The sequence below is a fragment of the uncultured Shimia sp. genome, assembly GCF_947493595.1.
Classification (GTDB): Bacteria; Pseudomonadota; Alphaproteobacteria; order Rhodobacterales; family Rhodobacteraceae; genus Shimia.
In genome coordinates this window covers 778,855-804,431 of sequence record NZ_CANLRL010000001.1, presented here as the reverse complement: position 1 = coordinate 804,431, position 25,577 = coordinate 778,855, and the positions used below count along the sequence as shown (strand labels likewise).

The window sequence follows — 25,577 nt, the reverse complement described above, 5'->3', positions numbered from 1 at the left end:
GGAAATTAGCCCGCCGCCTTCTCTTCCACCAGATCCGCGAGACTTTCCGCACGCGCCGCCATCTCAGCCAGCGTCTGCGTCACTTCCTCAGGAATGGTCGGCACTTCCACCTTTTCAGGCGCGGCCTTTGGCGTCTCATGCAGTGCCTGAATTTCTTTGTCCCGCGCGGCAATCTTGGCTTCCGCATCGCGCAGCTGATCTTCCAACCCAGCGGTCTTGTCAGCCAACATCAACCCCGACATCAACAACATACGCGCCTCGGGAATGCGACCGGCTTGCCCAACAAGCACCCGTGCCTGTTCATCCACCATTTGCGCCGCCGCCCGCAGAAAGTGCTGTTCACCTTCCTGACAGGCCACTTCAAAAACGCGACCGCCAATTTCAATCTGTACTTCAGGCATCAGGCGTCTCCCGTTTCTTTGCTGTCTTCAACCGATGCGGCGGTCTCATCTGAAACGGCCTCAACCGCTTCGCTGTCTTCTGATGAATCGTCGTCAAGAGCGGCACTCGCCATGCCATGCACCAAAGGACGCAGCTCCGCCAGGATCACGGCTGTTTCCGCGCTCTCGGCTTCGCGCAAGGCGCTCAACGTATCAAGATCGGCTTTCAAGGCTTCGTTCACAGCAGACGGATCCACCATGCCCTCTTTCTCAACTTGCTCGCGCAGCACCTGATTGGCAGAGCGTTCCCGCCGCGCCATCTGCCGCAACCGGCGCAGACGTTTGCCCAACTCGCCAAGCATCACGCGATTTTCTTCCACCGCCGCAGCCAACGCACCATCTTCCGCTGGCGCCGGGTCCGCGGTCTCATCTGCAGAACTGCCAGCAATCTCGGCCGCCTCTTCCGCCGCATCTGCTGCGGCTGCCGCTGCGGTTTCCGCCGCTTCCGCCCGTGCTTCTGCCGCCAACAAAGACGCAGAGGTTTCCTCCGCTTTGCCTTCTGCGGTTTTCAAGGCGTCTTCCGCCTCACTCTGAGCGGCCTGCGCTGCACCCAACTCTTCTTCAAGCTCGGTCTGCCGCGCAGTCAAAGCCCGCACACGTTCTTCCATTTGCGCCGTCACCAGCGCCTCGTTTTCCAATGCCCGACGCAATGCCTGTACGTCTTCACCCTCTTCGGGCTCAGCAACCACAGCCTGCATGCCGTCAACGCCGCGCGCTATGCGTTCAAGCGCCGCCGTCAGCCTGCTTTCCAGTTCGCTGATGTCGCTCATATGCCTCGTCCTTTCCGGTCCGGTTCTTAGTGACCCGCGTTCTTAAGCGCGCCTGTCCTTCTTAACGAATCAAAGAACGACGCTCAATGGTCTGATATTAGCCGTTGAAATTGCAAATTGCGCCCCCTATCCGACAGATTGCCTTGTGTCGTAACCCGCTCATTTTTACCGCTAACACGCCTGCCAGCTTGCTATTGAGCGCGAAACTGCTAGTAACCGGTCAACACAACCCCTTAACCGAAGGAGCGCATCCGTGGATATCGCCGCACTGCGTGAAAAAAACCCAGAACACTGGATGAAAGCCACCGCCATTCGCGCCCTGACGCTGGATGCGGTTGCCGCTGCAAACTCCGGTCACTCCGGTATGCCCATGGGCATGGCCGACGTGGCCACCGTGCTGTTTGAAAAGCACATGAAATTTGACGTGGCTGCGCCAAGCTGGCCGGACCGCGACCGTTTCATCCTGTCCGCCGGCCACGGCTCCATGCTGATCTACTCCCTGCTCTATCTCATGGGCGACAAGCAGGTCACCCACGAGCAGGTGAAAAACTTCCGCCAATCCGGCGCATTGACCGCAGGCCATCCGGAAAACTTCCTGTTGGATGCTGTGGAAACCACCACCGGTCCATTGGGTCAAGGCATCGCCAACGCCGTGGGTTTTGCCATGGCCGAGGAAATCCAGCGCGCACAATATGGCCGCAAGCTGGTGGATCACAAAACCTATGTGATTGCAGGCGACGGCTGCCTGATGGAAGGCATCTCCCAAGAGGCCATCGGCCTGGCCGGTCGCCATTCGCTTGGCAACCTGATTGTCTTCTGGGACAACAACAACATCACCATCGATGGCACCGTAGAGCTGTCTGACCGCACCGATCAGGTCAAGCGCTTCAAAGCATCCGGCTGGCACGTACAGGAAATCGACGGCCACGATCCGGAAGCGATCGACGCCGCCATCGAAGCTGCCAAGAAAACCAAGAAACCTTCGATGATCGCGTGCAAAACGCACATCGCGATTGGTCACGCGGCACAGGACACGTCCAAAGGCCACGGCGCGCTGACCGATGCGGATCAGATGAAAGCTGCCAAAGAAGGCTACGGCTGGACCTCCGCGCCGTTCGAAGTGCCCGCTGACGTCAAATCCCAGTGGGAAGCCATTGGCTCCCGTGGCGCCGCAGATCGCGAAGCTTGGGAAGGTCGCTTCTCCGAAGCTTCCAAGCAGAAACAGGACCGCTTCAACCGCGCCTACGCGCTAGAGGCCCCTAACAAGCTGTCGGCAACTGTCAAAGCGCTGAAAAAGCAGATTTCCGAAAACCTGCCAACTGTGGCCACCCGGAAGTCTTCCGAAATGGCGCTGGCTGCGATCAACCCGATCATGCCGGAAACCGTGGGTGGCTCTGCTGACCTGACCGGCTCCAACAACACGTTGACCGCTGATCTGGGTGTGTTTGACACCGACAATCGCAAAGGTCGTTACGTCTATTGGGGCATCCGTGAGCACGGCATGGCCGCGGCGATGAACGGCATGGCGCTGCACGGCGGTATCCGCCCCTATGGCGGCACCTTCTTCTGCTTCACCGATTACGCACGCCCCTCCATGCGTCTGGCCGCGTTGAGCAAAATCCCAACCGTGTTTGTCATGACCCATGACTCCATCGGCGTGGGTGAAGACGGCCCAACCCACCAGCCGGTTGAGCATCTGGCAATCTGTCGCGCAACACCAAACACCTATGTGTTCCGTCCGGCTGATTCCGTGGAAACCGCCGAGGCTTGGGAAATTGCCCTGACCTCCAAGGACACCCCATCGGTGATGGCGCTGACCCGTCAAAACCTGCCTACCCTGCGCACAGAGCACAAGCTGAAGAACCTCACCGCCCAAGGCGGCTACGTTCTGGCCGAAGCCGAAGGCAAACGTCAGGCCATCCTGATCGCCACCGGCTCCGAGGTCTCCACCGCCATGGAAGCCAAGAAACTGCTTGAGGCCGAAGGCATCGGCACCCGCGTGGTCTCCATGCCGTGTATGGAGCTGTTTGCTGCTCAGGACGAAGACTACCGCCGCAAAGTGCTGCCAGCTGGCGCCGCTGTGCGTGTTGGCGTTGAGGCGGCCGTGCGCAATGGCGGCTGGGATCAATGGCTGCTGGGCGAACGCGCCCGTCCAGGCAAATCTGACTTTGTTGGCATGGACGGCTTCGGTGCCTCCGCTCCAGCGGGTGAGTTGTTTGAGAAATTCGGTATCACCGCGACAAACGTGGCCCAGAAGGTCAAAGACCTGCTGTAAGCTCGACGTATATCCAATTGAAAAGGCGCTTCATTTTGAGGCGCCTTTTTTTGTTACCACGCGCAGACGTGCATTTGGTTGCCTTCGCCAAGGAGCGCGCAGCACCAGCAGAAAACGGGTGGCGCCCTTACCCCTTAAGAAAGAAGCAGTAACCTTTCATTAACCATAAGGGCACAAGCTTGCACCGCGGCACAGGCTGGGAAGCCGATGGCCGCGCAAGGAGAAACCTCATCGGGGTTCCTTCAGGGGGTGGCCCGTGCCGCCCCCGTTTTCTTCTTGCCAGAAGTATCCCGGGGGTCTGGGGGCTGGCCCCCAGCTTGACCACCGTCTTGAGCCTCACCCCCAGTGCAGTCCACGCATGTCATCTCTACGCCGACACCACTGCCCCCGTACCTACCCCAATTCCCCCCTATCTTTACCCGCCGTAAGTCTCTATCAGCCATCCGACGCCCCGCCACACAGGACCCGCCATGCTCGCCACCCTTCTAAAGCGCTGCCTCTTGGTCCTCACCGGCCCGTTTATCTTCCTGTTTGTGGCCTTCATCCCCACCGTCTGCGGCAAACGCCCCGGCTTTCGCGGCTGGTTCTGGCGCACCGTGTCGCGCTGCTGCTCCTGGCTATTGTGGTTCCTCGACGTGAAAGTCGAAATCTCCGACGCCGCGATTGAAGCCCTGCGCACTGACAGCAACTCCATCATCGCTGTAAACCACCGCAGCCACCTTGATGGCTTCTCCATGCTGCACGTGATCCCGGACGAGAAATGGGTCACCTTCGGCGCCAAGAAAGAACTCTGCGAAGCCGCCCTCCTCAAACGCGGCTTTGAAGGCGCAGGTCTCCTGAAAATCGACCGCCAAAAGGGCCGCGACGCGCTCTCATCCCTGACAGACGCCATAGCTGCGATGCCAGTACGCCGCTCGCCCATCCTGTTTGTCGAAGGCACCCGTTCCACCAAACCGGGCCTGGCCCCGTTCAAAGCTGGCGCCGTGCTGATCGCGCAACAAACCGGCCGCGCTGTACGCCCCTTTGTCATCAGCCACTCCGACACGCTCCTGCCACGTGGCAAGTTCTTCCCGTTCAAGGGCACCATCCACATCGACGTACTCGACCAGATGCGCTTTGACGCCGAGGAAAACACCGACGTCGCCGTTGCCCGTCTTCGCGCAGCCATGGCCACGGCCTACGACGCGCAAACCGGCGAAGTCACGGAACACCCCTAACCACCCGCAACTCAAAACCACTCTTGGCACCGAGACACTCGCATTAACCTTGGAACAGGCGTACAACTTTGCGCATGGATACTGAGTTTGAGCATTTTCTCACAGATATTTCCCACGCCTTTACGGGGAACGACCTCGAGCAATGGCGCGCGCGCCTGATCTTGCCGTTTTCATTGATCACAAAGCTCAAGCCGATTGTGCTCAGAACCGAAGATGCCGTAGCGCACAACTTCCAGCAATATCGACTTGCCGTGGAAATGATGAACATGGACCTTATCGACCGCGTCCCAATCACTTTGGAAGAATGCCCAGACGGCACCTGGCTTGGAACCTTTCGAACCCGCATGCTCAGCGGCCCAAACCTCGCAACTGCGCCCTACACGTCCACGGCCTTGTTACACAACATAGACGGACGCTTCCGCATGTCCTCCATGCTCAACGCCAGAGGCCACCAAGATTGGACTGGCGTTGATGAAGCGTAATTCCGTTCCGTTGTAATCACAGGTTCATGGGCGCATCAAATCAACCGCCGCAGCCGCGGCCCGGTTTCCAAAAAACCTTGTCCTTCGTAAAACGCCAAAGTTCGATGCCATTGCGGCTGCGTTGGCGCGCCAACTTCCAACCGCTTCCAGCCCCGCGCAACACCTTCCGCCTGCGCGGCCGACAGCAAATCCGCCGCCACGCCCTGCGACCGGTAGGCCGGCGTCACATAGAGCTCGGAAATCTCGCCAAACACGCCTCCGGCATAAATCGCAGCGCACTCATGTAAGGAGATCACCCCCACCGGTGTCGTGTCCCGATAGGCCACAAAGGCGGTGATCGTCCCGCGCCGCAATAGCGCCTCTGCCGTGGCAGACATACCCTCACGGTCTATGTCTTCGCTGCCGGTCAGCTCTTTCAACAGTGCGTAGACAAACTCCGCCACCACGCTCGCATCTTCCTGCGCCGCCTTTTTTACCACCAACACCATAACTCAAACTCTCACCTGCTAAAATTTGATCAAATCAAATCCACCCTGGTGAGGAAGTCAATTGAATTCAGGCAAACCCTAGGAATGGAATCATTTCGCAGAGGTGTGATCTCGTATTTTCAAAAATGCCTCTTCAGCGACATCCACTCGCAAATCAAACAAAGTATGTTGATCGACGATGTCATCCGCCTCCACGCCTAGGAGATGAAGAACATCCTGCAATTCGCTGGCCGTCAGCCTCAAATAGTCCGGATGTTCGCCTGACAGAGCATTACCCAGTCTGCCTACAACACTGGAAGCTCGCGTTCTTGCACGTTTTGCAATCTTAAGCCGCACATCCAAGAAAGCCACAAGTTCTTGCTGAACACGTGGCGCAAGTGTCATGCGCGCGTCAAAAGCGGAAAGCGTGGAGGCAAAGTCGATGAAGCGCATATGACGCTCCGGGTGGACGGACCGCGTTCCAATCCATCTTGAATACCAGGGACGCACCTCCCGGATCACCGGCAGCGCTCCATCAACGCGCATTTAATGCGCCGCCTTCTTGCCGCTCACCGCGCCCCAGATCGGCGCAATCACCTTGGTTGCCACCGGGATCAGTGCCGCCCCCAGTACTAGACCAAACACGCCATCCAGCGCCGCTTTGGTGGTCCATTCGACAAAGCCCTCATAGGCCGCGGGCACCATGTGGCCCGCCGCATAGGCGAGGTCGTGAATGTGGTGACCCAGCCAGCCAAAGCCCAATTCTTCCATACCGTGGATCACGATCGAACCACCCACCCAAAGCATTGCCGCCGTGCCGACAATGGTCAGCAGCTTCATGAAATAGGGCATCCCACGCACCAGCCAACGGCCCAGGGTGCGGGTCAGTGACAAGCGACCACCGGCATACATTGCCAAGCCAACATCATCCATTTTCACAATCAGCGCCACAGAGCCATAAACCGCCACGGTGATGCCCACGCCAGCCACTGCCAAAGTAGCCGCTTCCATCCAAAAGTTGCTCTCCGGAATGCCCGACAAAATGATGGTCATAATCTCTGCGGACAGGATGAAGTCTGTTTTGATCGCCCCGGCTGCCTTTTTCTCTTCCAGATGCGCCGGATCGTCGCTCTCCACATCCTCACTGCCGTGATGATCGTCATGCGGCAGGTAGGCGTGCAGCACCTTCTCAGCGCCTTCAAAACACAGATACGCCCCGCCAATCATCAACAGTGGCGAAATCAACCAGGGTGCAAAGTTGGCCAACAGCAAAGCCACCGGCAACAGAATGAGCAGCTTGTTCTTGATCGAGCCTTTAGCGATTTTCCAGATAATCGGCAGTTCACGCTTGGCTTCAAACCCATGCAGGTATTTTGGCGTCACCGCCGCGTCGTCGATCACTGCGCCCGCCGCCTTGGCGCTCGCTTTGGCCGCGCCCGCCGCCACATCGTCAATCGAAGCCGCCGCCACTTTGGCTATCGAGGCCACATCATCCAACAACGCCAGCAAACCACCTGCCATCTTACGCACTCCTTTTGCCCCTTAGGTGGGGCTGTCTGTCCTGTTGGCTCTTCATGCCCCACCCCGACAGATTTGCAAAGAGCCGTTGCGCCACAAGACGTTGCAGCGTGCGGCGCGGTCACACTTGGATACGCCAATACGGACCGTTCAAAAACAGTCGCGATACCGACAGAATACCGACGCGATTTGGGGCCTGGTTTTTTGTGTTAACGCGACTGCATAAGGTCAGGCTTTGCCCAACCGCTCCAGCAGTGCGGCGTTCACCGCAGGTGTCACAAATTGCGACACATCTCCATCCAGCCGTGCGATCTCTTTGACAAGCTTTGACGCAATCGCCTGATGTTTCAGATCCGCCATCAGGAACACGGTCTCAATGCTGCTATCCAATGCCCGGTTCATGCCAACCATTTGATATTCATACTCAAAGTCGGTCACAGCGCGCAGCCCGCGCACAATGATCTGTGCGCCCACTTCTTTGGCACAATCAATCAGCAGGTTCTCAAACGGATGCGCAAAGATCTCTGTGCCGGTCTCTTTGGACAGCTTGGCACATTCACCCTCAATCATCGCCACCCGCTCTTCCAGGTCAAACATCGGGCCCTTGTCGCGATTGATCGCCACACCAATCACCAACCGATCGACCAAAACGGCCGCTCGGCGGATAATATCTATATGTCCCAATGTGATAGGGTCAAACGTGCCTGGATAAAGTGCGGTGCGCATGTAAGCCTCCCGTGGTCCTGTGCGCACGCAACATTATTGCGCAGCCATTTGCAAGGGTTCTTTAAGACATAGGTAGTTCTGCGGACAGAGAACGTCGCGACACGGGCTTAATGCCCCATGATCATGCCTTCCAGCGCATCCTTCTCCATTGCCACTTCCGACAGCCGCGCTTTCACCGCATCACCCAGTGAAATAAGGCCCACCAGCGCATCACCCTCTACAACTGGCATGTGTCGAAACCGCCCTTTGGTCATCTTTTCAAGCACAGATACCGCATCATCGTTGCGACCACAGGTCACAAGCTCCGTGGTCATGTAATCGTCAACCTTGTCAGACATGCACCCCACGCCACGCTTGGCCAACTCACGTACAATGTCCCGCTCCGAAAGAATACCGGACAGAGACTCTCCATCGGGCGAAACGATGACAGTCCCAATTCCGTTTTCGGCAAGGATCTTTGCCGCCTCCTCCACCAAGGTTCCCGGTTTCACAGTCAGCACTCCTTCAGAGCCTTTGGACTTGAGAATTTGGTGTACGAGCATGGCGACCTCCGCTTTGAACTTGTTTAGGCGCTCCCTAAAGATCAGCGTTGCCGTATCCTAAGCACTTGTCAAGTTTGACCTTCTAGGTGGGCCACCTCTTGCCGCATACCTTCACACAGGGCTTCTGAGAACCGGTTGAGCCGCTCTAACCGCCGGTCATCAGCATGCCGGATCAGATAGAAACTGCGGGTCAGGCTAACCTCATTTTCCAAAACCTTGGTGACACCGCGCCCCCAGGGAATGGCAAAGTCATGCACCACGCCAATGCCCGCACCGCTGCGCACCCAGTTGAATTGCACCGAGGCTGAGTTGGAGGCCAAACGCACCCGGTCAATGCCAATTTCACTGAGGTAATCCAGCTCTTTATCAAAGATCATGTCCGGGATGTAGCCGGTAACAAGGTGGTCCTTGAGATCATCCACGCAAGTGATCTGAGGCCGCTTGCGCAGGTACCATTTGGCCGCCGCCAGATGCAGTTTGTAGTCGGTAATCTTTTGAACCGTCAAACGTCCAGCGGTCGGCGCACTCACCGCAACCACCAAATCTGCCTCCCGACGAGACAGACTCACCACGCGTGGCAAAGCCACGATTTGAATTTCCAGATCCGGGTTGGCCTCGGCAATCCGCCCACAGACCGCCGGCAGTAGATAATTTGCCACTCCATCTGGCGCGCCAATGCGAATTTGCCCTGACAAGCCAGCGCTTTGCCCCACCATTTCCTCAGTGGCTTCCTGCAGGCTTTGCTCCACCCGCAACGCATGCCCCATCAGCCTCTGACCCGCGTCCGTCAAGGCATACCCCGTTGGCGATTTGACAAATAACGGCGATTCAAACGCTGTTTCCAACCGCGCAACCCGCCGCCCCACTGTCGCAGGATCCACCTGCAAGCGCCGCCCCGCCGCAGACAGGCTCTCTTCCCGCGCCACCGCCAAAAACACCCGCAGGTCATCCCAATGCGCCGCCATGCTGCCCCCATTCATTTTTGCAAAGCCGTTTTGAACAGTTGCCTCTTTTCCGTTGATTTTTGCAAGCCTATTCTTTTGCTCAAATGTCATAGGAGGATGCCATGCAAGAGTTGACTCATTTCATCAACGGCGAACACGTCAAAGGGACGTCCGGCCGTTTTGCCGATGTCTACAACCCAGCCACCGGTGAGGTTCAGGCCAAAGTGCCTCTGGCCAACAAGGCTGAGATGGACATCGCCGTCGCTGCCGCTCAGGCTGCTCAGCCTGCTTGGGCCGCCGTGAACCCACAGCGTCGCGCCCGCGTGCTGATGAAGTTTGTTGACCTGCTGAACCGCGACATGGACAAGCTGGCTGAGGCACTGAGCCGCGAGCACGGCAAGACTTTCCCGGATGCCAAAGGCGACATCCAGCGCGGCCTGGAAGTGGCAGAATACTGCATCGCCGCACCGCAAATGTTGAAAGGTGAATACACCGACGCAGCCGGCCCCGGCATCGATATCTACTCCATGCGCCAGGCGCTTGGCGTGACCGCGGGTATCACACCATTCAACTTCCCAGCGATGATCCCAATGTGGATGTTTGCACCTGCCATCGCATGCGGCAACGCCTTCATCCTGAAGCCATCTGAGCGTGACCCATCCGTGCCGCTGATGCTGGCCGAACTGCTTGAAGAAGCTGGCCTGCCAAAGGGCATCATTCAGGTTGTGAACGGCGACAAAGAGGCCGTGGACGCGATCCTTTATGATCCGATCATCCAGTCCGTTGGCTTTGTGGGCTCTACGCCTATTGCCGAATACATCTACGGCACTGGTTGTGCCCAAGGTAAGCGCGTTCAGTGCTTCGGTGGTGCGAAAAACCACATGATCATCATGCCGGATGCAGATCTGGATCAGGCCGCAGACGCGTTGGTTGGCGCAGGCTACGGCGCTGCTGGCGAACGCTGCATGGCGATCTCCGTGGCTGTGCCTGTAGGCGAAGAAACCGCTGATAAGCTGCGTGACAAGCTGATCCCACGCATCGAAAAGCTGAAAATCGCGCCATACACCGCGGGCGACGATGTGGACTACGGTCCAGTTGTGACCAAAGCCGCTCAGGAAAACATCCTGCGCCTGGTGCAAACCGGTGTCGACCAAGGTGCAGATCTTGTTGTTGATGGCCGCGACTTCAGCCTTCAAGGCTACGAAGAGGGCTTCTTTGTTGGTCCGCACCTGTTTGATAACGTCACCAAAGACATGGACATCTACAAAACCGAGATCTTCGGTCCGGTTCTGTCCATGGTGCGTGCCCAGTCTTACGAAGAAGCGCTGGGTCTGGCGATGGATCACGAATACGGCAACGGCACCGCGATCTACACTCGCGATGGCGATACCGCCCGTGACTTTGCCAACCGCGTCAACGTCGGCATGGTTGGCGTGAACGTGCCAATCCCTGTGCCACTGGCCTATCACACCTTTGGCGGTTGGAAAAAATCTGCCTTTGGCGATTTGAACCAGCATGGTCCGGACTCGTTCAAGTTCTACACACGCACCAAAACCGTGACCTCCCGCTGGCCTTCGGGCATCAAAGAAGGCGGCGAGTTCCACTTCAAACAGATGGATTGATCCAGACCCGTTTCTGTGATCATTTGCATACAAACGGGCGGCTCCGGGCCGCCCGTTTTTTTAGGTAAAAGGAGCGTGTAAACTTGTCAGTGAGTTTTCGGATCATCCCCACCATCGGCTTGGTCTATGTCCGCTACGACGGCCACGCCAATATGACCGACACGTTGCAAGCCTTTACCGCCTATGCTCAACACCCGGATTTCCAACCGGGCCAAAAACAGTTTGTCGACCTCAGCGCCCTAACTGGCTGGGATGAAGACTACCTTGAACTTATGAAGGCGCAGGCCAAAAAGGCGGAGGCGTTTACCGGCAACAATGCCGAGACGTTGATCATCTACTTCGCGCCAAGCGACATCGGCAAAAAACTGGCGCGCCTGGCCTTGCGCAGCTGGGAGCCTTTTCCGTCAGTTGTGCCCATCCTGCAGGAGAACGAAATCGAGGCGCTCGCCATTCTTGGCCTGCCTCAATCCAGCCTCGACCAACTTCTCAGCACAGCAGATTAGAGCACAACGTCACATCACGACTGGCGGCAGTTGAGCAAATTTCCACAGGCCCGCTAAAGTTTGATCCAATTTCCGCCTATTTTTGCCCGCCAAAACCACCGCTCTTGTTAGCGAGTTAAATCGACCTTAAAGCCTGTGCCTCACAAATTTTCCTACAGAAAACCAGATGAGACACAGGCCCATGCACCTCAAAATTGCACGTGCGATACTTCACGCCGTCACGGTTGTGATGACCTGTGTTTTCCTGTCAGAAACACTGATCACCACTGCCCAGGCCCATAGCGGACCGGGGCCAGAGCGCGACTTTTCGTCGTTTCCATTTGACACTCAAGAGAAAGCTCAATTGCGCGGCGACTGGTGGTTCCAGTTCGGATCTCGCCTGACACCCCAAGAGGCGGTAGAGGCCGCCGTGTCCAATGAACTGGGCACCTTGCACGTGCCTGATGATTGGCAAGAGGCTGGCATTGCCAGCGAGACAAATCCACATGCCCACGGCACCGGCACCTATGTGATAAACCTCACACTGCCATATTCACGATCCACGCCCTTGGCGATCGCCTTCCCGCGGGTCGCTGACGCTTATGAGGTGTTCTGGGTGCCTGCCAACAACCTCGCACATGCAGAACGTATTGGCGGCAACGGTGCAATGACCGGACCAATCCGCGCGTCCCTGATTGAACAAAGCTATGCACTGAACCAAATTGGCGAAGGCTATATCGTTGTTCAAGTCCGCAAAGAGTTGCAAAGCTATGGCGGCATTTTACGCACGCCGTTCATCTCTGATGCGGCCTTCCTCCAAAGAGACGCTCACCTGGATCGCCTGATTGAAGGTGCCATCATTGGCATCACTCTGCTGGTCACAGCTCTGAATCTGTTTCTTTTTGTGGTGTACCGCAAAGACCCCGCCACCCTGCTGCTTGCTTTGGTGTCTTTTGCTTTCCTGCTGCGCTCGGTCATCCTGGCTGGTACGCTAGAAATGGTGTTTGGCCCCGAAGTTCGCGCCCTGCGAGTCCGGATTGAATACGCAGACATTTTATTGATCGCTTGGGCTGGCTACGCCTTACAGCAGGCTTTGGTCTGGCGCCGCCTGTCCGATCTTGGTGGACCTTTGGTGACCGGTGTATTGGCCATGCTTGGCGGCGCCATCGTGCTCACGGCCCCATTGCCGTTTGTCACCGAGCAATTGTTTGTCATCCAGTTGTACTGCGTGGCGATTTTTGGCCTGATCCTCTGGACCAGCGCCCGCGCCATTATCAAACGCGTGCCTGACGCCTGGTTTTTCACTTTGGGATGGTTTGTGCCACTGCTCGCTGGCGTCAATGACATCATCGTCTCCAACACTTATCACGGCGTGTACCTCGCCACCCATGCCTTTGTCTTGTTTATCTGCGCCTACAGCGTAAAAGTGGGCCGCAGGGTCACCAGCGCGGTAACCCGCGCCGAGGTGTTGGATCAGGAGCGCTCAAACCTGCAACAACTACACAAGAACGCCCTGGACACTGCCAGCCGCGACCACCTCACCGGCCTGCTCAATCGTCAGGCGTTTGACAACGAACTCTCCCTGGCATGGCGTGAAAAAGACTATTCCGATCAGGGTATCTCCCTGGTGATTTTTGACATCGACCACTTCAAGATTGTGAACGACACCTATGGCCATCCAGCGGGAGATGATGTCCTGCGTGCTGTTGCTGATCTAATGCAAGTGGCCAATTTGCGCCGCGCTGATCGCGTTTGTCGCTATGGCGGCGAAGAATTTGTCATGATCCTGCCCGACACCACCTGCGACAATGCCCAAGTGGTGGCAGAACGTATACGCAATCGCATTTCTGCCTTGACCGCAGAATGCACCGGCAATGTCAGCCTGCGCGTCACCGCCAGTTTTGGCATCGCCTGCGCAGAACCAAATTCGGATTTAGACCCCGAAGAGTTGCTGCTGCGCGCCGACGAGGCGCTCTACCATGCAAAGTCCACGGGTCGAAACCGCTCAGTCACCTATGCGCAAATGACCGAAGAAGGCCCTGCGCCGGCATCGAATGACTTCAAAGCCGCCAGCTAAAAACAGACCTACACCGACAAAACTGCAAAATCACTCTGCATAATCGCTGCGTGATAGCGCTATTTTTGCGCCATTCGCACTTTGCAATCTTGATGCAAGGATGGTAATTTAACACATGTTCAATTCGCGGAGGGGAGGCTGCGGATCGGCGCTTTAGCCCCCTGCCCCTCATCTGCACCCGCTTTGGCTCGGCCCCGCCGACGCCGCGATCTTGAAGGATGAGACATGGATTTTGCACTGAGTGAAGAACAGACCCTGATCTTTGATATGGCCAAAGGTTTTGGCGAAGAAAATATCGCACCTCACGCCCAGAATTGGGAATCCGAAGGCTCTATCCCCAAAGAGCTCTGGCCACAATTGGCGGAACTGGGACTGGGCGGCATCTATGTATCCGAGGAATACGGCGGCTCTGGCCTGTCCCGCTTGGACGCTACGCTGGTGTTTGAGGCCCTCGCCATGGCCTGCCCGTCCGTTGGCTCCTTCCTGTCAATCCACAACATGTGTGGTGGCATGATCGACAAATTTGGCTCTGAGGAAACCAAGCAGAAGTGGCTGCCGGACCTTTGCTCTATGACAAAAGTCTTTTCCTACTGCCTGACCGAGCCAGGCTCAGGCTCAGACGCGGCGGCTCTGAAAACTCGGGCCGAACGCACCAACGACGGGTACGTGCTCAATGGCACCAAAGCCTTCATCTCAGGTGGATCCTACTCCGACGCCTATGTCTGTATGGTGCGCACTGGAGAAGACGGCCCCAAAGGCATTTCCACTGTAGTGGTCGAAGACGGCGCGCAGGGCCTGTCCTTTGGCGCGTTGGAAAAGAAAATGGGCTGGCTCAGCCAACCCACCTCACAAGTCCAGTTTGACGACTGCAAAGTGCCGGCCGACAACCTGATTGGCGAAGAAGGCAAAGGTTTCAGCTACGCCATGGCAGGTCTGGACGGTGGTCGCCTGAACATCTCCGCCGGCGCACTTGGCGGCGCACAGAAGGCGTTGGATCTGACCGTGCAATACATGTCCGAACGCAAAGCTTTTGGAAAATCCATCAACCAATTCCAAGCGCTGCAATTCCGCCTCGCGGAGTATGAAACCAAACTGCAAGCCGCCCGCACCTTCCTGCGCCAGGCCGCATGGAAACTCGACAACGGCGACCACGACGCCACTAAATTCTGCGCCATGGCCAAGCTTATGGTCACCGACGTCGCCTTTGATGTTGCCAACGGCTGCTTGCAGCTGCACGGCGGCTATGGCTACCTCGCGGACTACGGCATCGAGAAAATTGTCCGCGACCTGCGTGTGCACCAGATCCTCGAAGGCACCAATGAAATCATGCGCCTGATCATCTCCCGCCAGATGATTTCCGCCTAACCACGACCGGGCCGCCCTACAGGAGCGGCCCTTTTTCAAAGACGGAGCGCCCCGCGTGTCTGACATCTCCTTTCGCAAAGCTGGTCAAACCGGCCGCATCACCTTCACCCGTCCCAAAGCGCTCAACGCCATGTCCTATGACATGTGCATCGCCATCGAAGACGCGCTCGACGTCTGGGCCACGGATGACGAAGTCAAAATGATCGTCATCGACGCGGAAGGCGAAAAAGCCTTCTGCGCGGGCGGCGATATTGCCGAACTCTATGAGACCGGCACCAAGGGCGACTTTGCCTATGGCCGGAAATTCTGGGCCGACGAATACCGCATGAACGCCAAACTCTTTGAGTTCCCCAAACCCGTGGTCAGCTTCATGCAGGGCTTCACCATGGGTGGCGGCGTGGGTGTGGGCTGTCATGGCTCCCACCGTATCGTGGGCGAGAGCAGTCAAATCGCCATGCCAGAGTGTGGCATTGGCCTTGTTCCTGACGTGGGTGGCTCTCTGATCCTTGCGCGTGCGCCCGGTCGGCTTGGCGAATACCTCGGCCTCACTGCCGCCCGCCTGAATGCCGCAGACGCGATCTACGCAGGCTTCGCGGACTACTTCATCCCGCAAGATGCATGGCCCGCCTTGATTACCCAACTCGAGGAAACAGCGGATTATGCGCTGATCGACGCCGCCGCGAGCGAGCCGGAGGCTGGGCCGCTCACCACACAACAGGCCGACATCGACGCGCACTTTGGCGGTGAGACCCTCAACGACATATTGAACGCGCTGAAGTTTTCCGACAGCGAATTTGCCACCGGAGCCCTGAAAAAACTCTCCCGCAATTCCCCCATCGCCATGGGGGCCGCACAGGAGATCATCCACCGCGTGCGCCAACGCGACGACATCCGCTTTGCGCTGGATCAGGAATACCGCTTCACCTTCCGCGCCATGGAGGATGGCGATTTTCTCGAAGGCATCCGCGCACAGATCATCGACAAAGACCGCAATCCGCAATGGAAATACAGCTTGGACGCCCTGCCCGCTGGCATCGTGACCAAGATGGTTCTTCCGCTTGGGGCGGATGCGCTAACATTTGAAAAGGGAGAGTAGCACCATGAAGATCGGATTCATCGGACTGGGCAATATGGGCGGCCCTATGGCTGCCAACCTTGCAAAAGCGGGCCATGAGGTCACCGGCTTTGACATGGCAGATGTGGCCATCGATGGCGTCACCATGGCCGACACCGGTGCCGCCGCAGCCACGGGCGCGGATGTGGTCATCACCATGCTGCCCAACGGCCAAATCCTGCGTGCCGTCGCCAATGAGATCATTCCGGTGATGTCCAAAGGCGCGACTTTTGTGGATTGCTCCACCGTGGACGTAGACAGCGCCCGCGCCGTGGCTGAACAAGCCACCACCGCAGGCCTCCTGCCCGTGGACGCGCCAGTGTCTGGCGGCGTGGGTGGTGCGGCAGGCGGCACACTGACCTTTATGGCCGGTGGGTCAAAAGACGCTTTTGCCAAGGCCGACCCGCTGTTTGACATCATGGGCCAAAAGGCGGTGCACTGTGGCGACGCGGGCGCCGGTCAAGCTGCCAAAATTTGTAACAACATGATCCTTGGCGTGACCATGATCGCCACGTGTGAAGCCTTTGCTCTGGCCGACAAACTAGGTCTGGACCGCCAGTCGATGTTTGACGTGGTCTCCACCTCATCCGGGTACAGCTGGACTATGAACGCCTACTGCCCGGCCCCCGGCGTTGGCCCGCAGTCTCCGGCAGACAATGACTACCAACCAGGCTTTGCCTCTGAGCTGATGCTCAAGGACCTTCGCCTGTCACAACAGGCTGCTGAAAGCGCTGATGCCGACACCCCGATGGGTCAAGCCGCCGCTGCGCTTTATGAGCAGTTTGTGGAGAATGAAGGCGGGCTTGGCACCGACTTCTCCGCAATGTTGCCACGTTTCGAAAAACGCACCCGCACCTAAGAAACTGCGGTATCAGCAATAAAACAAAGGGCCACGCCACATTTTGCGCGGCCCTTTTCCTTTGGGCAAACGCCCCACTCTACCCTCAATTTTAATTAATCTTTCCTTACCCCAGCCCCGTTCGCGCCACGTTTGCCCGCCAGTTTTGCTCTGACCGAGGACCCGCAGAGGCCCCGTGATTGGACAAGAGCAGAACGCACTGAGGTAGAAACATGCCAACGGCAACGGAACTCAATATCGACACAAGCGCCAACGCCACCGCGATGGCCAATGAGATCTTTGGGGATCCCTCCCGCATCTTGGGGGCCACCTACACCGGCGATGCGGCCTCTTCGGGCATCTACACCGGTGCCGACACAACCTCCGCTGGCGTCGCCCCTGCTGACAGCGGTGTGATCTTGTCCACCGGCCACGTGGATGACTTCACCAACAGTGACGGCACCACAAACACCAACCAATCCGCCTCTACCTCCACCAACACTTCTGGCGAAGACAACAACGCATTGTTTAACGCCGCCGCAGGCACCAACACCTTTGACGCGTCCTACCTGACCATCGATTTTAACGGCACCGCTGGCGAGTTGCTGACCATCGACTTTGTGCTGTCATCCGAGGAATACCCGGAATACCTCAGCTACAACGACGCCATTGGCGTTTGGGTGAATGGGGTTGAGGCACAAATTTCCGTTGGAGATGGCGGCGCCACCGTTGGCAACATCAACGACGCCAACTCCAATATTTACAACGACAACGCTGGCGATCAATACAACACAGAAATGGACGGTTTCACCGTCACGCTAACCTTCGTGGTCCCTCTTCAGGACGGTGTAAACGAGCTGGTGATTGGCATCGCCGACGCGACCGATACACAATACGATTCCAACTTGCTGATCGCAGGTGGCTCGGTGCAAACCGCTATCGTGGCACAGGACGATGACATGCGCATCGCCTATGGCAACAGCAAGACCCTCGACGTGCTGGGCAATGACAACTCATCCGCGGGCCCTACCCTGACCATCACGCACATCAATGGCACCGCGGTCAGCCACGACGGAAGTGGCGGCCTGCCAAGCAGCGTGACCTTGGCAACTGGGCAGGTTGTGACCTTGAACGCAGATGGCACGCTTACTGTTGACGCCGACACCGACAACGAGACTGTCTATTTCAACTACACCATCGAAGACTCCACCGGAGAAACCGACACCGCGCTGGTCGAAATCGAACAGCACGCGCCGTGTTTTACCGTGGGCACCCTGATCCGCACCTCCGAGGGCGACATCCCGGTTGAAGAGTTGCGTGCTGGCATGTTGGTCGACACCCTCGACAACGGGTTGCAACCCATCCAGTGGATTGGCCACTCCCATATGCCGCCGCGTTTTGAATCGCTGCCCATCCGCATCAAAGCAGGCGTGCTCGACAATGACCGCGACCTGATCGTGTCCCCACAACACCGAGTGTTGCTGCAAGGCTACCGCGCCGAACTGCTGTTTGGCTGCGACGAAGTGCTGGTAAAAGCCAAGGATATTGTGAATGGCCGCGATGTGACCCGTTGTGAAACCGACAGCACCATTACCTACTTCCACATCCTGATGCCACAACATGAGCTGCTCTACTCTGAAGGCCAATGGTCCGAAAGCTTCTTGCCCGGCCCAATGACCCGCTACAGCTTTGATCCCTTTGCCAACCGCTCCCTGCGGCAGGTGATGCGGGAAAAAAACATCAGCTTTGAGGACATAGCCGCCCGCCCCAGCCTGCGCAGCTATGAGGCAACTGCACTTCTGGCAGCGTAAGTTTTCCTAGGCCGCTTGAGGCAAATCAAGTCACATTCCAAAATCAAAATGTATAGTTGTCTCATCTCTAGGAGGGACACATATGTTTGCGAAAAATGTTGGCGGTATCGACAAGGTACTGCGTGTGGTGATTGGTCTGGCTTTGATCGCAGGCGCGCTCATGGGCTACGGCGCTTGGATGTGGATTGGTATAATCCCATTGGCCACCGCCCTTTTTGGGTCCTGTCCGCTTTACACCATATTGGGTAAAGGCACCTGTCCGCTGCACCGAAAATGATCAGTTCGCCGCCAGCGCCTCCAACGCGAGGCGCGTGGCCTCATCCGCAGGAAACATCATCTCAATCCGCAACTCGCTGAGGGCAATGTCCTCGGCCGAGCCGAACTGGCTGATGGTGGAGAAAAACGACATCTGCATCCCGCCAAACTCATAAACTGCGGGAATGATCGCAGGCTTGATGCCATCCACCTCAAGCACAGCCTCACCTAGACGCTCTTCCATGCGCGCAATGCCATCTTCCAACACCGGATCATGCCCAAAATGCGCGCTTTCGACACGCAGGCGCGCAATCATGTGACGTAGAATTTCTTCATAATTGACAAGTGCTTGCCGGACACCCTTCGAGTCAACCATCATATCAATCAGGCTATCACCAACCTGCACGTCAAATCCGGCCAACAACTGTGCGGAAATCGCATTCAACGCCACCAGCCTCCAATGCCGATCAATCGCCATCGCTGGATAGGGCTCATGCCGTTTGAGGGTCCATTCCATCGCCGCCCGCATCGGCGCCATATCCGCCTCTGACAAATCCCGCTCTGCATAGGCCGGGCTCATCCCAGCCGCAGACAGCATGCGGTTACGTTGCGCAAAAGGCACCTCCAACTCGTCACAGAGCCGCAGCACCATGCCACGACTGGGCCGCGACCGGCCGGTTTCCAGAAACGAGATATGCCGAGAGCTCACGCCAGCGGACAACCCTAGATCCAGCTGGCTCACCCGCCGCACCTGTCGCCACTCTTTTAAAACCGCGCCAAACTCTACGCCCATGTCCCGCTCCTCATTGTCCCGAGCATCATAGCCGATCCCTTGCGCAAAGCACTTACCTCACAGGTAATTGTTTTGCCCCACCAAACGGACGCAGTTTGTCGCCATAACCTCAAATGGAGACATCACATGACACAGGATCGCGCGATCTACCTTCTGAAACTCACCTCGCTTGGCACGGTGCTTTTTGGCCTTATCCCACTGTTTGCCATGATTGGCGGCCTCCACGGCGTTGTTGGCTGGTTCATGGACCTGACGCACCTGCCACTTGATGGCGCGCAGAGCTTTGGCGGCGACAGCGAAAAAGTGCTCGCCGCCATCGGCGGCGGCCTCATGGTCAGCCTTGGGGTCGTGACCTGGCAAGTCACCATCCACGTTTACGCCAACGATCCTGAAACCGGCGCCTCCATTATCAGCTGGGGTGTCTGGAGTTGGTATGTGGTGGACAGCGCAGGCTCCCTCGTTGCAGGTGCCTGGTTCAACGTGGTTATGAACACCGGCTTCCTGCTGATGTTTGTGCTACCAATCACGCTGGCAAAACCCCGCCAAGCCGTCGCAGCCTAAAGAAAACGGGCGGTGGTTTTCACAACCACCGCCCGACTTTTTTACTCTGCCGCCACTTTCTTCTTCGGCACCAACATATCCTTCAGATAATGCCCGGTATGGCTCGCGGCCACTTTGGCCACCTTCTCCGGCGTACCTTTGGCAACAATCTTACCACCGCCGTCACCGCCCTCGGGGCCAATGTCGATGATATGATCGGCGGTTTTCACCACATCCAGGTTGTGCTCGATCACCACAACCGTATTGCCCTGATCCACCAATTCATGCAGCACTTCCAAAAGCTTACGCACATCTTCAAAATGCAGACCGGTGGTTGGCTCATCCAGAATATAGAGTGTGCGCCCGGTTGAGCGTTTCGCCAATTCTTTGGACAGTTTCACCCGCTGCGCCTCACCACCAGACAGCGTTGTCGCCTGCTGCCCCACCTTGATGTAGCCAAGACCAACCCGCATCAGCGCATCCATCTTGTCGCGAATGCTGGGCACCGCTTTGAAGAACTCCTGAGCCTCCTCAACGGTCATATCCAGCACGTCCGCAATACTCTTGCCTTTAAATCGGATTTCCAAAGTCTCGCGGTTGTAGCGCGCGCCTTTGCAGGTCTCACATTCGACATAGACGTCTGGCAGGAAGTGCATCTCGATCTTGATGACACCGTCACCCTGACACGCCTCACAACGCCCGCCTTTGACGTTGAAACTGAACCGTCCGGGTTTATAGCCACGCGCTTTGGCTTCCGGCAGACCGGCAAACCAATCGCGGATCGGTGTAAATGCCCCGGTATAAGTCGCGGGGTTGGACCGTGGCGTGCGGCCGATAGGCCGCTGGTCAATGTCGATCACCTTATCCAGATGCTCAAGCCCCTTGATCGTCTCACAAGGCGCAGGAGTCTGCCGCGCCCCATTCAGGCGCATCGAAGCAGTCTTGAACAAGGTCTCAATGGTCAGCGTCGATTTCCCGCCTCCGGACACACCGGTCACGCAAACAAACTTACCAAGTGGGAAGTCCGCCGTGACCTTACGCAGGTTGTTGCCCGTCGCCTTCACAACCGTCACAGATTTACCATTGCCCTCACGCCGTTCCGTAGGCACCGCAATTTCACGCGCACCAGACAGATACTGCCCGGTCAGCGATGCCGGATCAGCTGCAATATCTTCGGGCTTGCCCTGTGACACCACCTGACCGCCATGCACACCAGCCCCTGGGCCAATGTCGAACACATAGTCCGCCTCACGCACCGCTTCTTCGTCATGCTCGACAACAATAACCGTATTGCCCTGATCTCGCAGGTTTTTCAGCGTCGTCAGCAGCCGGTCATTGTCCCGTTGATGCAGGCCAATCGATGGCTCATCCAGCACGTACAGCACACCGGTCAGGCCAGAGCCAATCTGGCTCGCCAATCGGATACGCTGGCTCTCCCCGCCTGACAGCGTGCCACTGTTGCGCGACAAGGTTAGGTATTCCAAGCCAACATTGTTCAAGAACCCAAGCCGCTCCTGAATCTCTTTCACAATCGCCCGCGCAATCTCCTGCCGCTGAGGAGTCAACGCCGCAGGCACGCTCTCAATCCAGGCCAAAGCCTCTCGGATCGACAGCTGCACCACATGGCCAACATGTTTCTCGGCAATCCGAACAGCCAAAGCCTCTTCACGCAACCGATGCCCACGACAGGCGCCGCACGGACGGTTGTTCTGATAGTTTTCAAACTCTTCTCGGATCCAGTTGCTGTCCGTCTCGCGGTAGCGCCGTTCCATGTTGGGGATCACGCCCTCAAACACGCGCGTCACCTGATAAACACGGCCACCTTCATCGTAGCGGAATTCAATCTCTTCCTCACCAGAGCCATAGAGGAACACCTGCTGCACATGTTTCGGCAGATCTTTCCAAGGTGAGTTTTTGTCAAACTCATAGTGTTTCGCAAGTGCTTCAATGGTTTGCCGGAAATACGGAGATTTGCCCTTCCGCCACGGCGCCAAAGCCCCGTCATAAACCTTCAGCGTCACATCCGGGACCACCAAACGCTCATCAAAGAACAGCTCTTTGCCAAGCCCGTCACAAGTTGGGCAGGCGCCAAACGGCGCGTTAAACGAAAACAGCCGCGGCTCAATTTCAGGGATGGTGAAGCCACTGACAGGACAGGCAAATTTCTCACTGAAGGTAATCCGTTCCGGATCGCCCTCTTTGGGTGCGGTCTCCAAAACCGCTATCCCATCCGCCAGATCCAGCGCGGTGCGCAGACTGTCTGCAAGACGGGTTTCCATACCCTCGCGCACCACAAGCCGATCCACGACCACATCAATGTCATGGCGGAATTTCTTGTCCAGCGTGGGCGGCTCGTCCAGCTCATAGAATGCGCCATCCACCTTCACCCGCTGAAAACCCTGCTTGCGCAGCTCCAGAAACTCTTTGCGATATTCGCCTTTCCGGTCCCGCACGATCGGCGCCAAAAGGTAACCACGCGTGCCGTCCTCCAAGGTCATGACACGGTCAACCATATCCTGCACCTGTTGCGCCTCAATCGGCAGCCCGGTGGCCGGCGAATACGGCGTGCCGACACGGGCAAACAGCAAACGCAGATAGTCATAAATCTCTGTCACCGTTCCCACGGTGGAGCGCGGGTTTTTTGACGTCGTCTTCTGCTCAATCGAAATCGCAGGAGACAACCCGCTGATGTGATCCACATCCGGCTTTTCCATCATATCAAGGAACTGCCGCGCATAGGCGCTCAGGCTCTCGACATAGCGCCGCTGCCCTTCCGCATAGATGGTGTCAAACGCCAATGAGGATTTGCCAGAGCCTGACAGACCGGTGATCACCACCAGCTGATCACGTGGAATATCCACGTCAATCGACTTCAAATTGTGCTCGCGCGCGCCACGCACTTCGATGTTCTTCAGTTCGGCCATTCAAACCCCCAACGGATACGGCACCAGACATAGGGGATCACGCCCCCTCTGCCAACCAGATATCGCGAACATACAGAGAACATTTTAATTCGCCAAGCCCGGTTTTTGCCTCATGACTTGCCAGATTTGGAATTTCTCTCTTAGTCTCTATGCATTACATATTTGAGGATTTTTGGGATGACTTTTTTGAGAGCGACTTCGGCCGCGCTGTGTCTGCTGCCCACTGCGATTTTTGCGCAAGACAACCCCTCCGCCATTGTGGTGATGGATGGGTCCGGCTCCATGTGGGGGCAAATTGACGGCGTAGCCAAAATCACCATCGCCCAGCAGGTCATGGGCGAACTGATGACCACTCTGCCCGCCGACCTTGATCTGGGTTTGACCGTCTATGGCCACCGTCGCAAAGGGGATTGTTCCGACATCGAAACCGTGGTTCTGCCCGGCTCCGACACACGCACCGCAATCACCTCGGCTGTGAACGGCATATCCCCCAAAGGCAAAACCCCGATGGCGGACGCCGTGGTCGCGGCCGCCAAAGCGTTGCGCCACACCGAAGAAGCCGCCACCGTGATCCTGGTTTCTGATGGCATTGAGACCTGCGTCCCGGACGTCTGTGCCGTTGCCAAAGAACTGGAAGCCACAGGCGTTGATTTCACAGCGCATGTTGTGGGGTTCGACGTAACCGACCCACAAGCCTTGACTCAGTTCCAGTGCATGGCCGAAGCTACGGGCGGCACATTCTTATCCGCCGCCAATGCAGATGAGCTTGGCAACGCTTTGACCGCAGTCGCTGCCGCCCCTGTACCCGAACCGGAACCACATCCGGTGCAAGTCACCATTGTGGCCATTGATGGCAAAAACGGACCAACGATTACCACCCCCCTGATCTGGGATCTCGCAGGCGACAGCAGCATTCACGACAAACACAACGCGCCATCCTTGAAGGAAGACCTGCTCGAAGGCACCTACACCGTCACTGTTCTGCGCCCCGAAGATGAAGCCACTGCCGAAGCCCGCTTCGGCGTCGGCTCGGTCAACAAACGGGTGGTTCTGGAGTTGCCGGAATATAAGCCACCGGCCACTGTGTCCGGCCCACAATCCGCCGCTGCAGGCAGCACCATTGCCGTCGACTGGACCGGTCCCAACGCCAAAGATGATTTCATCGCCGCGGTTGATCCGGATACCAACAAATGGATCACCTATGCGTATACGCGCGAAGGCAGCCCACTTGATCTACAAATGCCGCCCAGACCTGGCGCCTATGAACTGCGCTACATCCTGAGCGACGGCCGCAAACCTTTGGCCAACCAACCAATCACCGCCACAGAAGTTACCGTCACCCTGTCCGCGCCAGATGAGTTGGTCGCCGGTGCCACAGTTCCCGTGGACTGGATCGGACCAGATTATGACGGCGACTATGTTTCCGTCACCAAACCGGGTGACGAGAAATGGATCACCTACACCTACACCCGCGACGGCAATCCCATGATGCTGCAAATGCCGGGCGCGCCTGGTGATTATGAAATGGTCTACACCATGAGCCAAGACCGCACGATCATTCACCGCGAACCTATCTCGGTTGCGGCCCTGGCTTATGATCTGCAAGCAGACAGCAGCGCCGGTGCCGGTGCAAAGCTCGTCGTGTCCTGGACCGGGCCCGGTTACGACGGAGACTACATCACCGTTGCCGCCAAAGGCATGCCGGACGACAAATACGTCAACTACACTTACACCCGCGAAGGCAATCCCTTGGAACTTGTGATGCCAGGTGACCCCGGCCCACACGAAATCCGCTATGTTTTGGGGCAGGACCGATCCATTCAAGCCCGTATCCCGATTGACGTCACTGCCGTCGGCGCCACGGTCACGGGGCCAACCACCGGCCCAATTGGCGGCGCAATCACCGCCTCATGGACTGGCCCGGGCGGCGAAGGCGACTACCTGACCATTGTAACACCAGACGCCGCTGAAGGAGACTACGGCTCCTACGCCTACACCCGCGACGGCAGCGATTTGACGCTCACCTTGCCAGCCAATCCCGGCACCTACGAGTTGCGCTACGTCGCGGATACCAATCCAACCAAAGTGCTCGCCCGCGCGTCGCTGACTGTTGAAGACGTGCCAGTCACCATCACCGCGCCCACAACCGCGACGCCCGGCAGCAACATTGAGGTCAACTGGACAGGCCCCGGACATCCGCGCGACTATCTCGCGGTAGGTAACGCGGACAAACCCTACCTCACCTACACCTATGCGGAAAATGGCAGCCCTCTCAGCCTGATCGTACCTGATGAGCCCGGCGACTATGAAATCCGCTACTTCCTCGATGTGGACAACAAGCTCTTGGCTGCAATCCCGCTTAAAGTCCAATAAGC

At 57.4% G+C, this 25,577-nt stretch carries 23 protein-coding genes; 13 read left to right on the top strand and 10 right to left on the bottom strand.

The features are described 5' to 3' along the window. Nucleotides 1-5 precede the first annotated feature (5 nt). Nucleotides 6-401 (bottom strand): cell division protein ZapA, encoded by a 396-nt coding sequence (locus Q0955_RS04045; RefSeq protein WP_299420185.1) that lies wholly within the window; start codon nt 399-401, stop codon nt 6-8. Beyond that, nucleotides 401-1,210 carry a hypothetical protein gene (locus Q0955_RS04040; RefSeq protein ID WP_299420182.1) on the bottom strand — a complete coding sequence of 270 codons (810 nt, stop codon included), beginning with the start codon at nt 1,208-1,210 and terminating at the stop codon, nt 401-403. Before Q0955_RS04040 ends, Q0955_RS04045 begins: the two co-directional genes overlap by 1 nt. 253 nt (nt 1,211-1,463) lie before the next feature. Between Q0955_RS04040 and tkt the strand changes: the two genes are divergently transcribed. The 3 genes from tkt (at nt 1,464) to Q0955_RS04025 (ending at nt 5,184) form a co-directional block, all read left to right on the top strand. Continuing rightward, complete coding sequence (gene tkt / locus Q0955_RS04035; protein ID WP_299420179.1) at nt 1,464-3,485, top strand: transketolase; 2,022 nt, start codon at nt 1,464-1,466, stop codon at nt 3,483-3,485. Nucleotides 3,486-3,955: 470 nt separating this feature from the next. After that, complete coding sequence (locus Q0955_RS04030; RefSeq protein WP_299420176.1) at nt 3,956-4,702, top strand: lysophospholipid acyltransferase family protein; 747 nt, start codon at nt 3,956-3,958, stop codon at nt 4,700-4,702. 74 nt (nt 4,703-4,776) lie between these two features. Beyond that, complete coding sequence (locus Q0955_RS04025; protein ID WP_299420173.1) at nt 4,777-5,184, top strand: hypothetical protein; 408 nt, start codon at nt 4,777-4,779, stop codon at nt 5,182-5,184. A gap of 35 nt (nt 5,185-5,219) precedes the next feature. Here Q0955_RS04025 and Q0955_RS04020 read toward each other — a convergent pair whose 3' ends face one another. From Q0955_RS04020 to Q0955_RS03995, 6 genes are all read right to left on the bottom strand, one after another. Then, nucleotides 5,220-5,672, bottom strand: a complete 453-nt coding sequence (locus Q0955_RS04020) for a GNAT family N-acetyltransferase (RefSeq protein ID WP_299420170.1) — start codon at nt 5,670-5,672, stop codon at nt 5,220-5,222. Between the two features lie 90 nt (nt 5,673-5,762). Then, nucleotides 5,763-6,104 (bottom strand): hypothetical protein, encoded by a 342-nt coding sequence (locus tag Q0955_RS04015; RefSeq protein ID WP_299420167.1) that lies wholly within the window; start codon nt 6,102-6,104, stop codon nt 5,763-5,765. Nucleotides 6,105-6,197: 93 nt separating this feature from the next. Further along, a complete protein-coding gene (locus tag Q0955_RS04010; protein ID WP_299421048.1) occupies nt 6,198-7,172 on the bottom strand; it encodes a DUF808 domain-containing protein in 975 nt (324 codons plus the stop codon). A gap of 225 nt (nt 7,173-7,397) precedes the next feature. Continuing rightward, entirely contained in the window at nt 7,398-7,895 is a 498-nt protein-coding gene (gene coaD, locus Q0955_RS04005) for a pantetheine-phosphate adenylyltransferase (protein WP_299420164.1), read from the bottom strand. A 107-nt stretch (nt 7,896-8,002) separates the two neighbouring features. Further along, nucleotides 8,003-8,437: a CBS domain-containing protein gene (locus Q0955_RS04000; RefSeq protein ID WP_299420162.1), complete on the bottom strand. Its 435-nt coding sequence runs from the start codon at nt 8,435-8,437 to the stop codon at nt 8,003-8,005. A gap of 68 nt (nt 8,438-8,505) precedes the next feature. After that, a complete protein-coding gene (locus Q0955_RS03995; protein ID WP_299421046.1) occupies nt 8,506-9,402 on the bottom strand; it encodes a LysR family transcriptional regulator in 897 nt (298 codons plus the stop codon). Nucleotides 9,403-9,503: 101 nt separating this feature from the next. Here Q0955_RS03995 and Q0955_RS03990 point away from each other — a divergent pair, with 101 nt between their 5' ends. The 8 genes from Q0955_RS03990 to Q0955_RS03955 all read left to right on the top strand — a co-directional run bounded on the left by Q0955_RS03990 (nt 9,504) and on the right by Q0955_RS03955 (nt 18,967). Next, nucleotides 9,504-11,003 (top strand): CoA-acylating methylmalonate-semialdehyde dehydrogenase, encoded by a 1,500-nt coding sequence (locus Q0955_RS03990; protein ID WP_299420159.1) that lies wholly within the window; start codon nt 9,504-9,506, stop codon nt 11,001-11,003. A gap of 89 nt (nt 11,004-11,092) precedes the next feature. Further along, on the top strand, nt 11,093-11,506 hold the full coding sequence (locus Q0955_RS03985; protein ID WP_299421043.1) for a hypothetical protein: 414 nt from the start codon (nt 11,093-11,095) through the stop codon (nt 11,504-11,506). A 181-nt stretch (nt 11,507-11,687) separates the two neighbouring features. Continuing rightward, nucleotides 11,688-13,562 (top strand): diguanylate cyclase, encoded by a 1,875-nt coding sequence (locus Q0955_RS03980; RefSeq protein ID WP_299420157.1) that lies wholly within the window; start codon nt 11,688-11,690, stop codon nt 13,560-13,562. 225 nt (nt 13,563-13,787) lie between these two features. Further along, on the top strand, nt 13,788-14,927 hold the full coding sequence (locus tag Q0955_RS03975; protein WP_299420154.1) for an acyl-CoA dehydrogenase family protein: 1,140 nt from the start codon (nt 13,788-13,790) through the stop codon (nt 14,925-14,927). A gap of 55 nt (nt 14,928-14,982) precedes the next feature. Then, entirely contained in the window at nt 14,983-16,023 is a 1,041-nt protein-coding gene (locus tag Q0955_RS03970) for an enoyl-CoA hydratase/isomerase family protein (protein WP_299420151.1), read from the top strand. Nucleotides 16,024-16,027: 4 nt separating this feature from the next. Continuing rightward, a complete protein-coding gene (gene mmsB / locus Q0955_RS03965) occupies nt 16,028-16,900 on the top strand; it encodes a 3-hydroxyisobutyrate dehydrogenase (protein WP_299420149.1) in 873 nt (290 codons plus the stop codon). 212 nt (nt 16,901-17,112) lie between these two features. Beyond that, the gene (locus Q0955_RS03960) at nt 17,113-18,690 is read left to right on the top strand and encodes a Hint domain-containing protein (RefSeq protein ID WP_299420147.1); all 1,578 of its coding nucleotides are present in this window, start codon (nt 17,113-17,115) and stop codon (nt 18,688-18,690) included. A gap of 82 nt (nt 18,691-18,772) precedes the next feature. Next, a complete protein-coding gene (locus Q0955_RS03955; RefSeq protein ID WP_299420146.1) occupies nt 18,773-18,967 on the top strand; it encodes a DUF2892 domain-containing protein in 195 nt (64 codons plus the stop codon). Here Q0955_RS03955 and Q0955_RS03950 read toward each other — a convergent pair whose 3' ends face one another. Further along, entirely contained in the window at nt 18,968-19,738 is a 771-nt protein-coding gene (locus tag Q0955_RS03950) for a helix-turn-helix transcriptional regulator (RefSeq protein ID WP_299420144.1), read from the bottom strand. It abuts the gene before it with no gap. 126 nt (nt 19,739-19,864) lie between these two features. Between Q0955_RS03950 and Q0955_RS03945 the strand changes: the two genes are divergently transcribed. Continuing rightward, the gene (locus Q0955_RS03945; protein WP_299420142.1) at nt 19,865-20,299 is read left to right on the top strand and encodes an excinuclease ABC subunit A; all 435 of its coding nucleotides are present in this window, start codon (nt 19,865-19,867) and stop codon (nt 20,297-20,299) included. Nucleotides 20,300-20,340: 41 nt separating this feature from the next. Here the strand turns inward: Q0955_RS03945 and uvrA are convergent, their stop codons facing one another. After that, nucleotides 20,341-23,202: an excinuclease ABC subunit UvrA gene (gene uvrA / locus Q0955_RS03940; protein ID WP_299420140.1), complete on the bottom strand. Its 2,862-nt coding sequence runs from the start codon at nt 23,200-23,202 to the stop codon at nt 20,341-20,343. A gap of 177 nt (nt 23,203-23,379) precedes the next feature. Here uvrA and Q0955_RS03935 point away from each other — a divergent pair, with 177 nt between their 5' ends. Beyond that, nucleotides 23,380-25,575 carry a VWA domain-containing protein gene (locus Q0955_RS03935; RefSeq protein ID WP_299420138.1) on the top strand — a complete coding sequence of 732 codons (2,196 nt, stop codon included), beginning with the start codon at nt 23,380-23,382 and terminating at the stop codon, nt 25,573-25,575. Nucleotides 25,576-25,577: the final 2 nt, after the last annotated feature.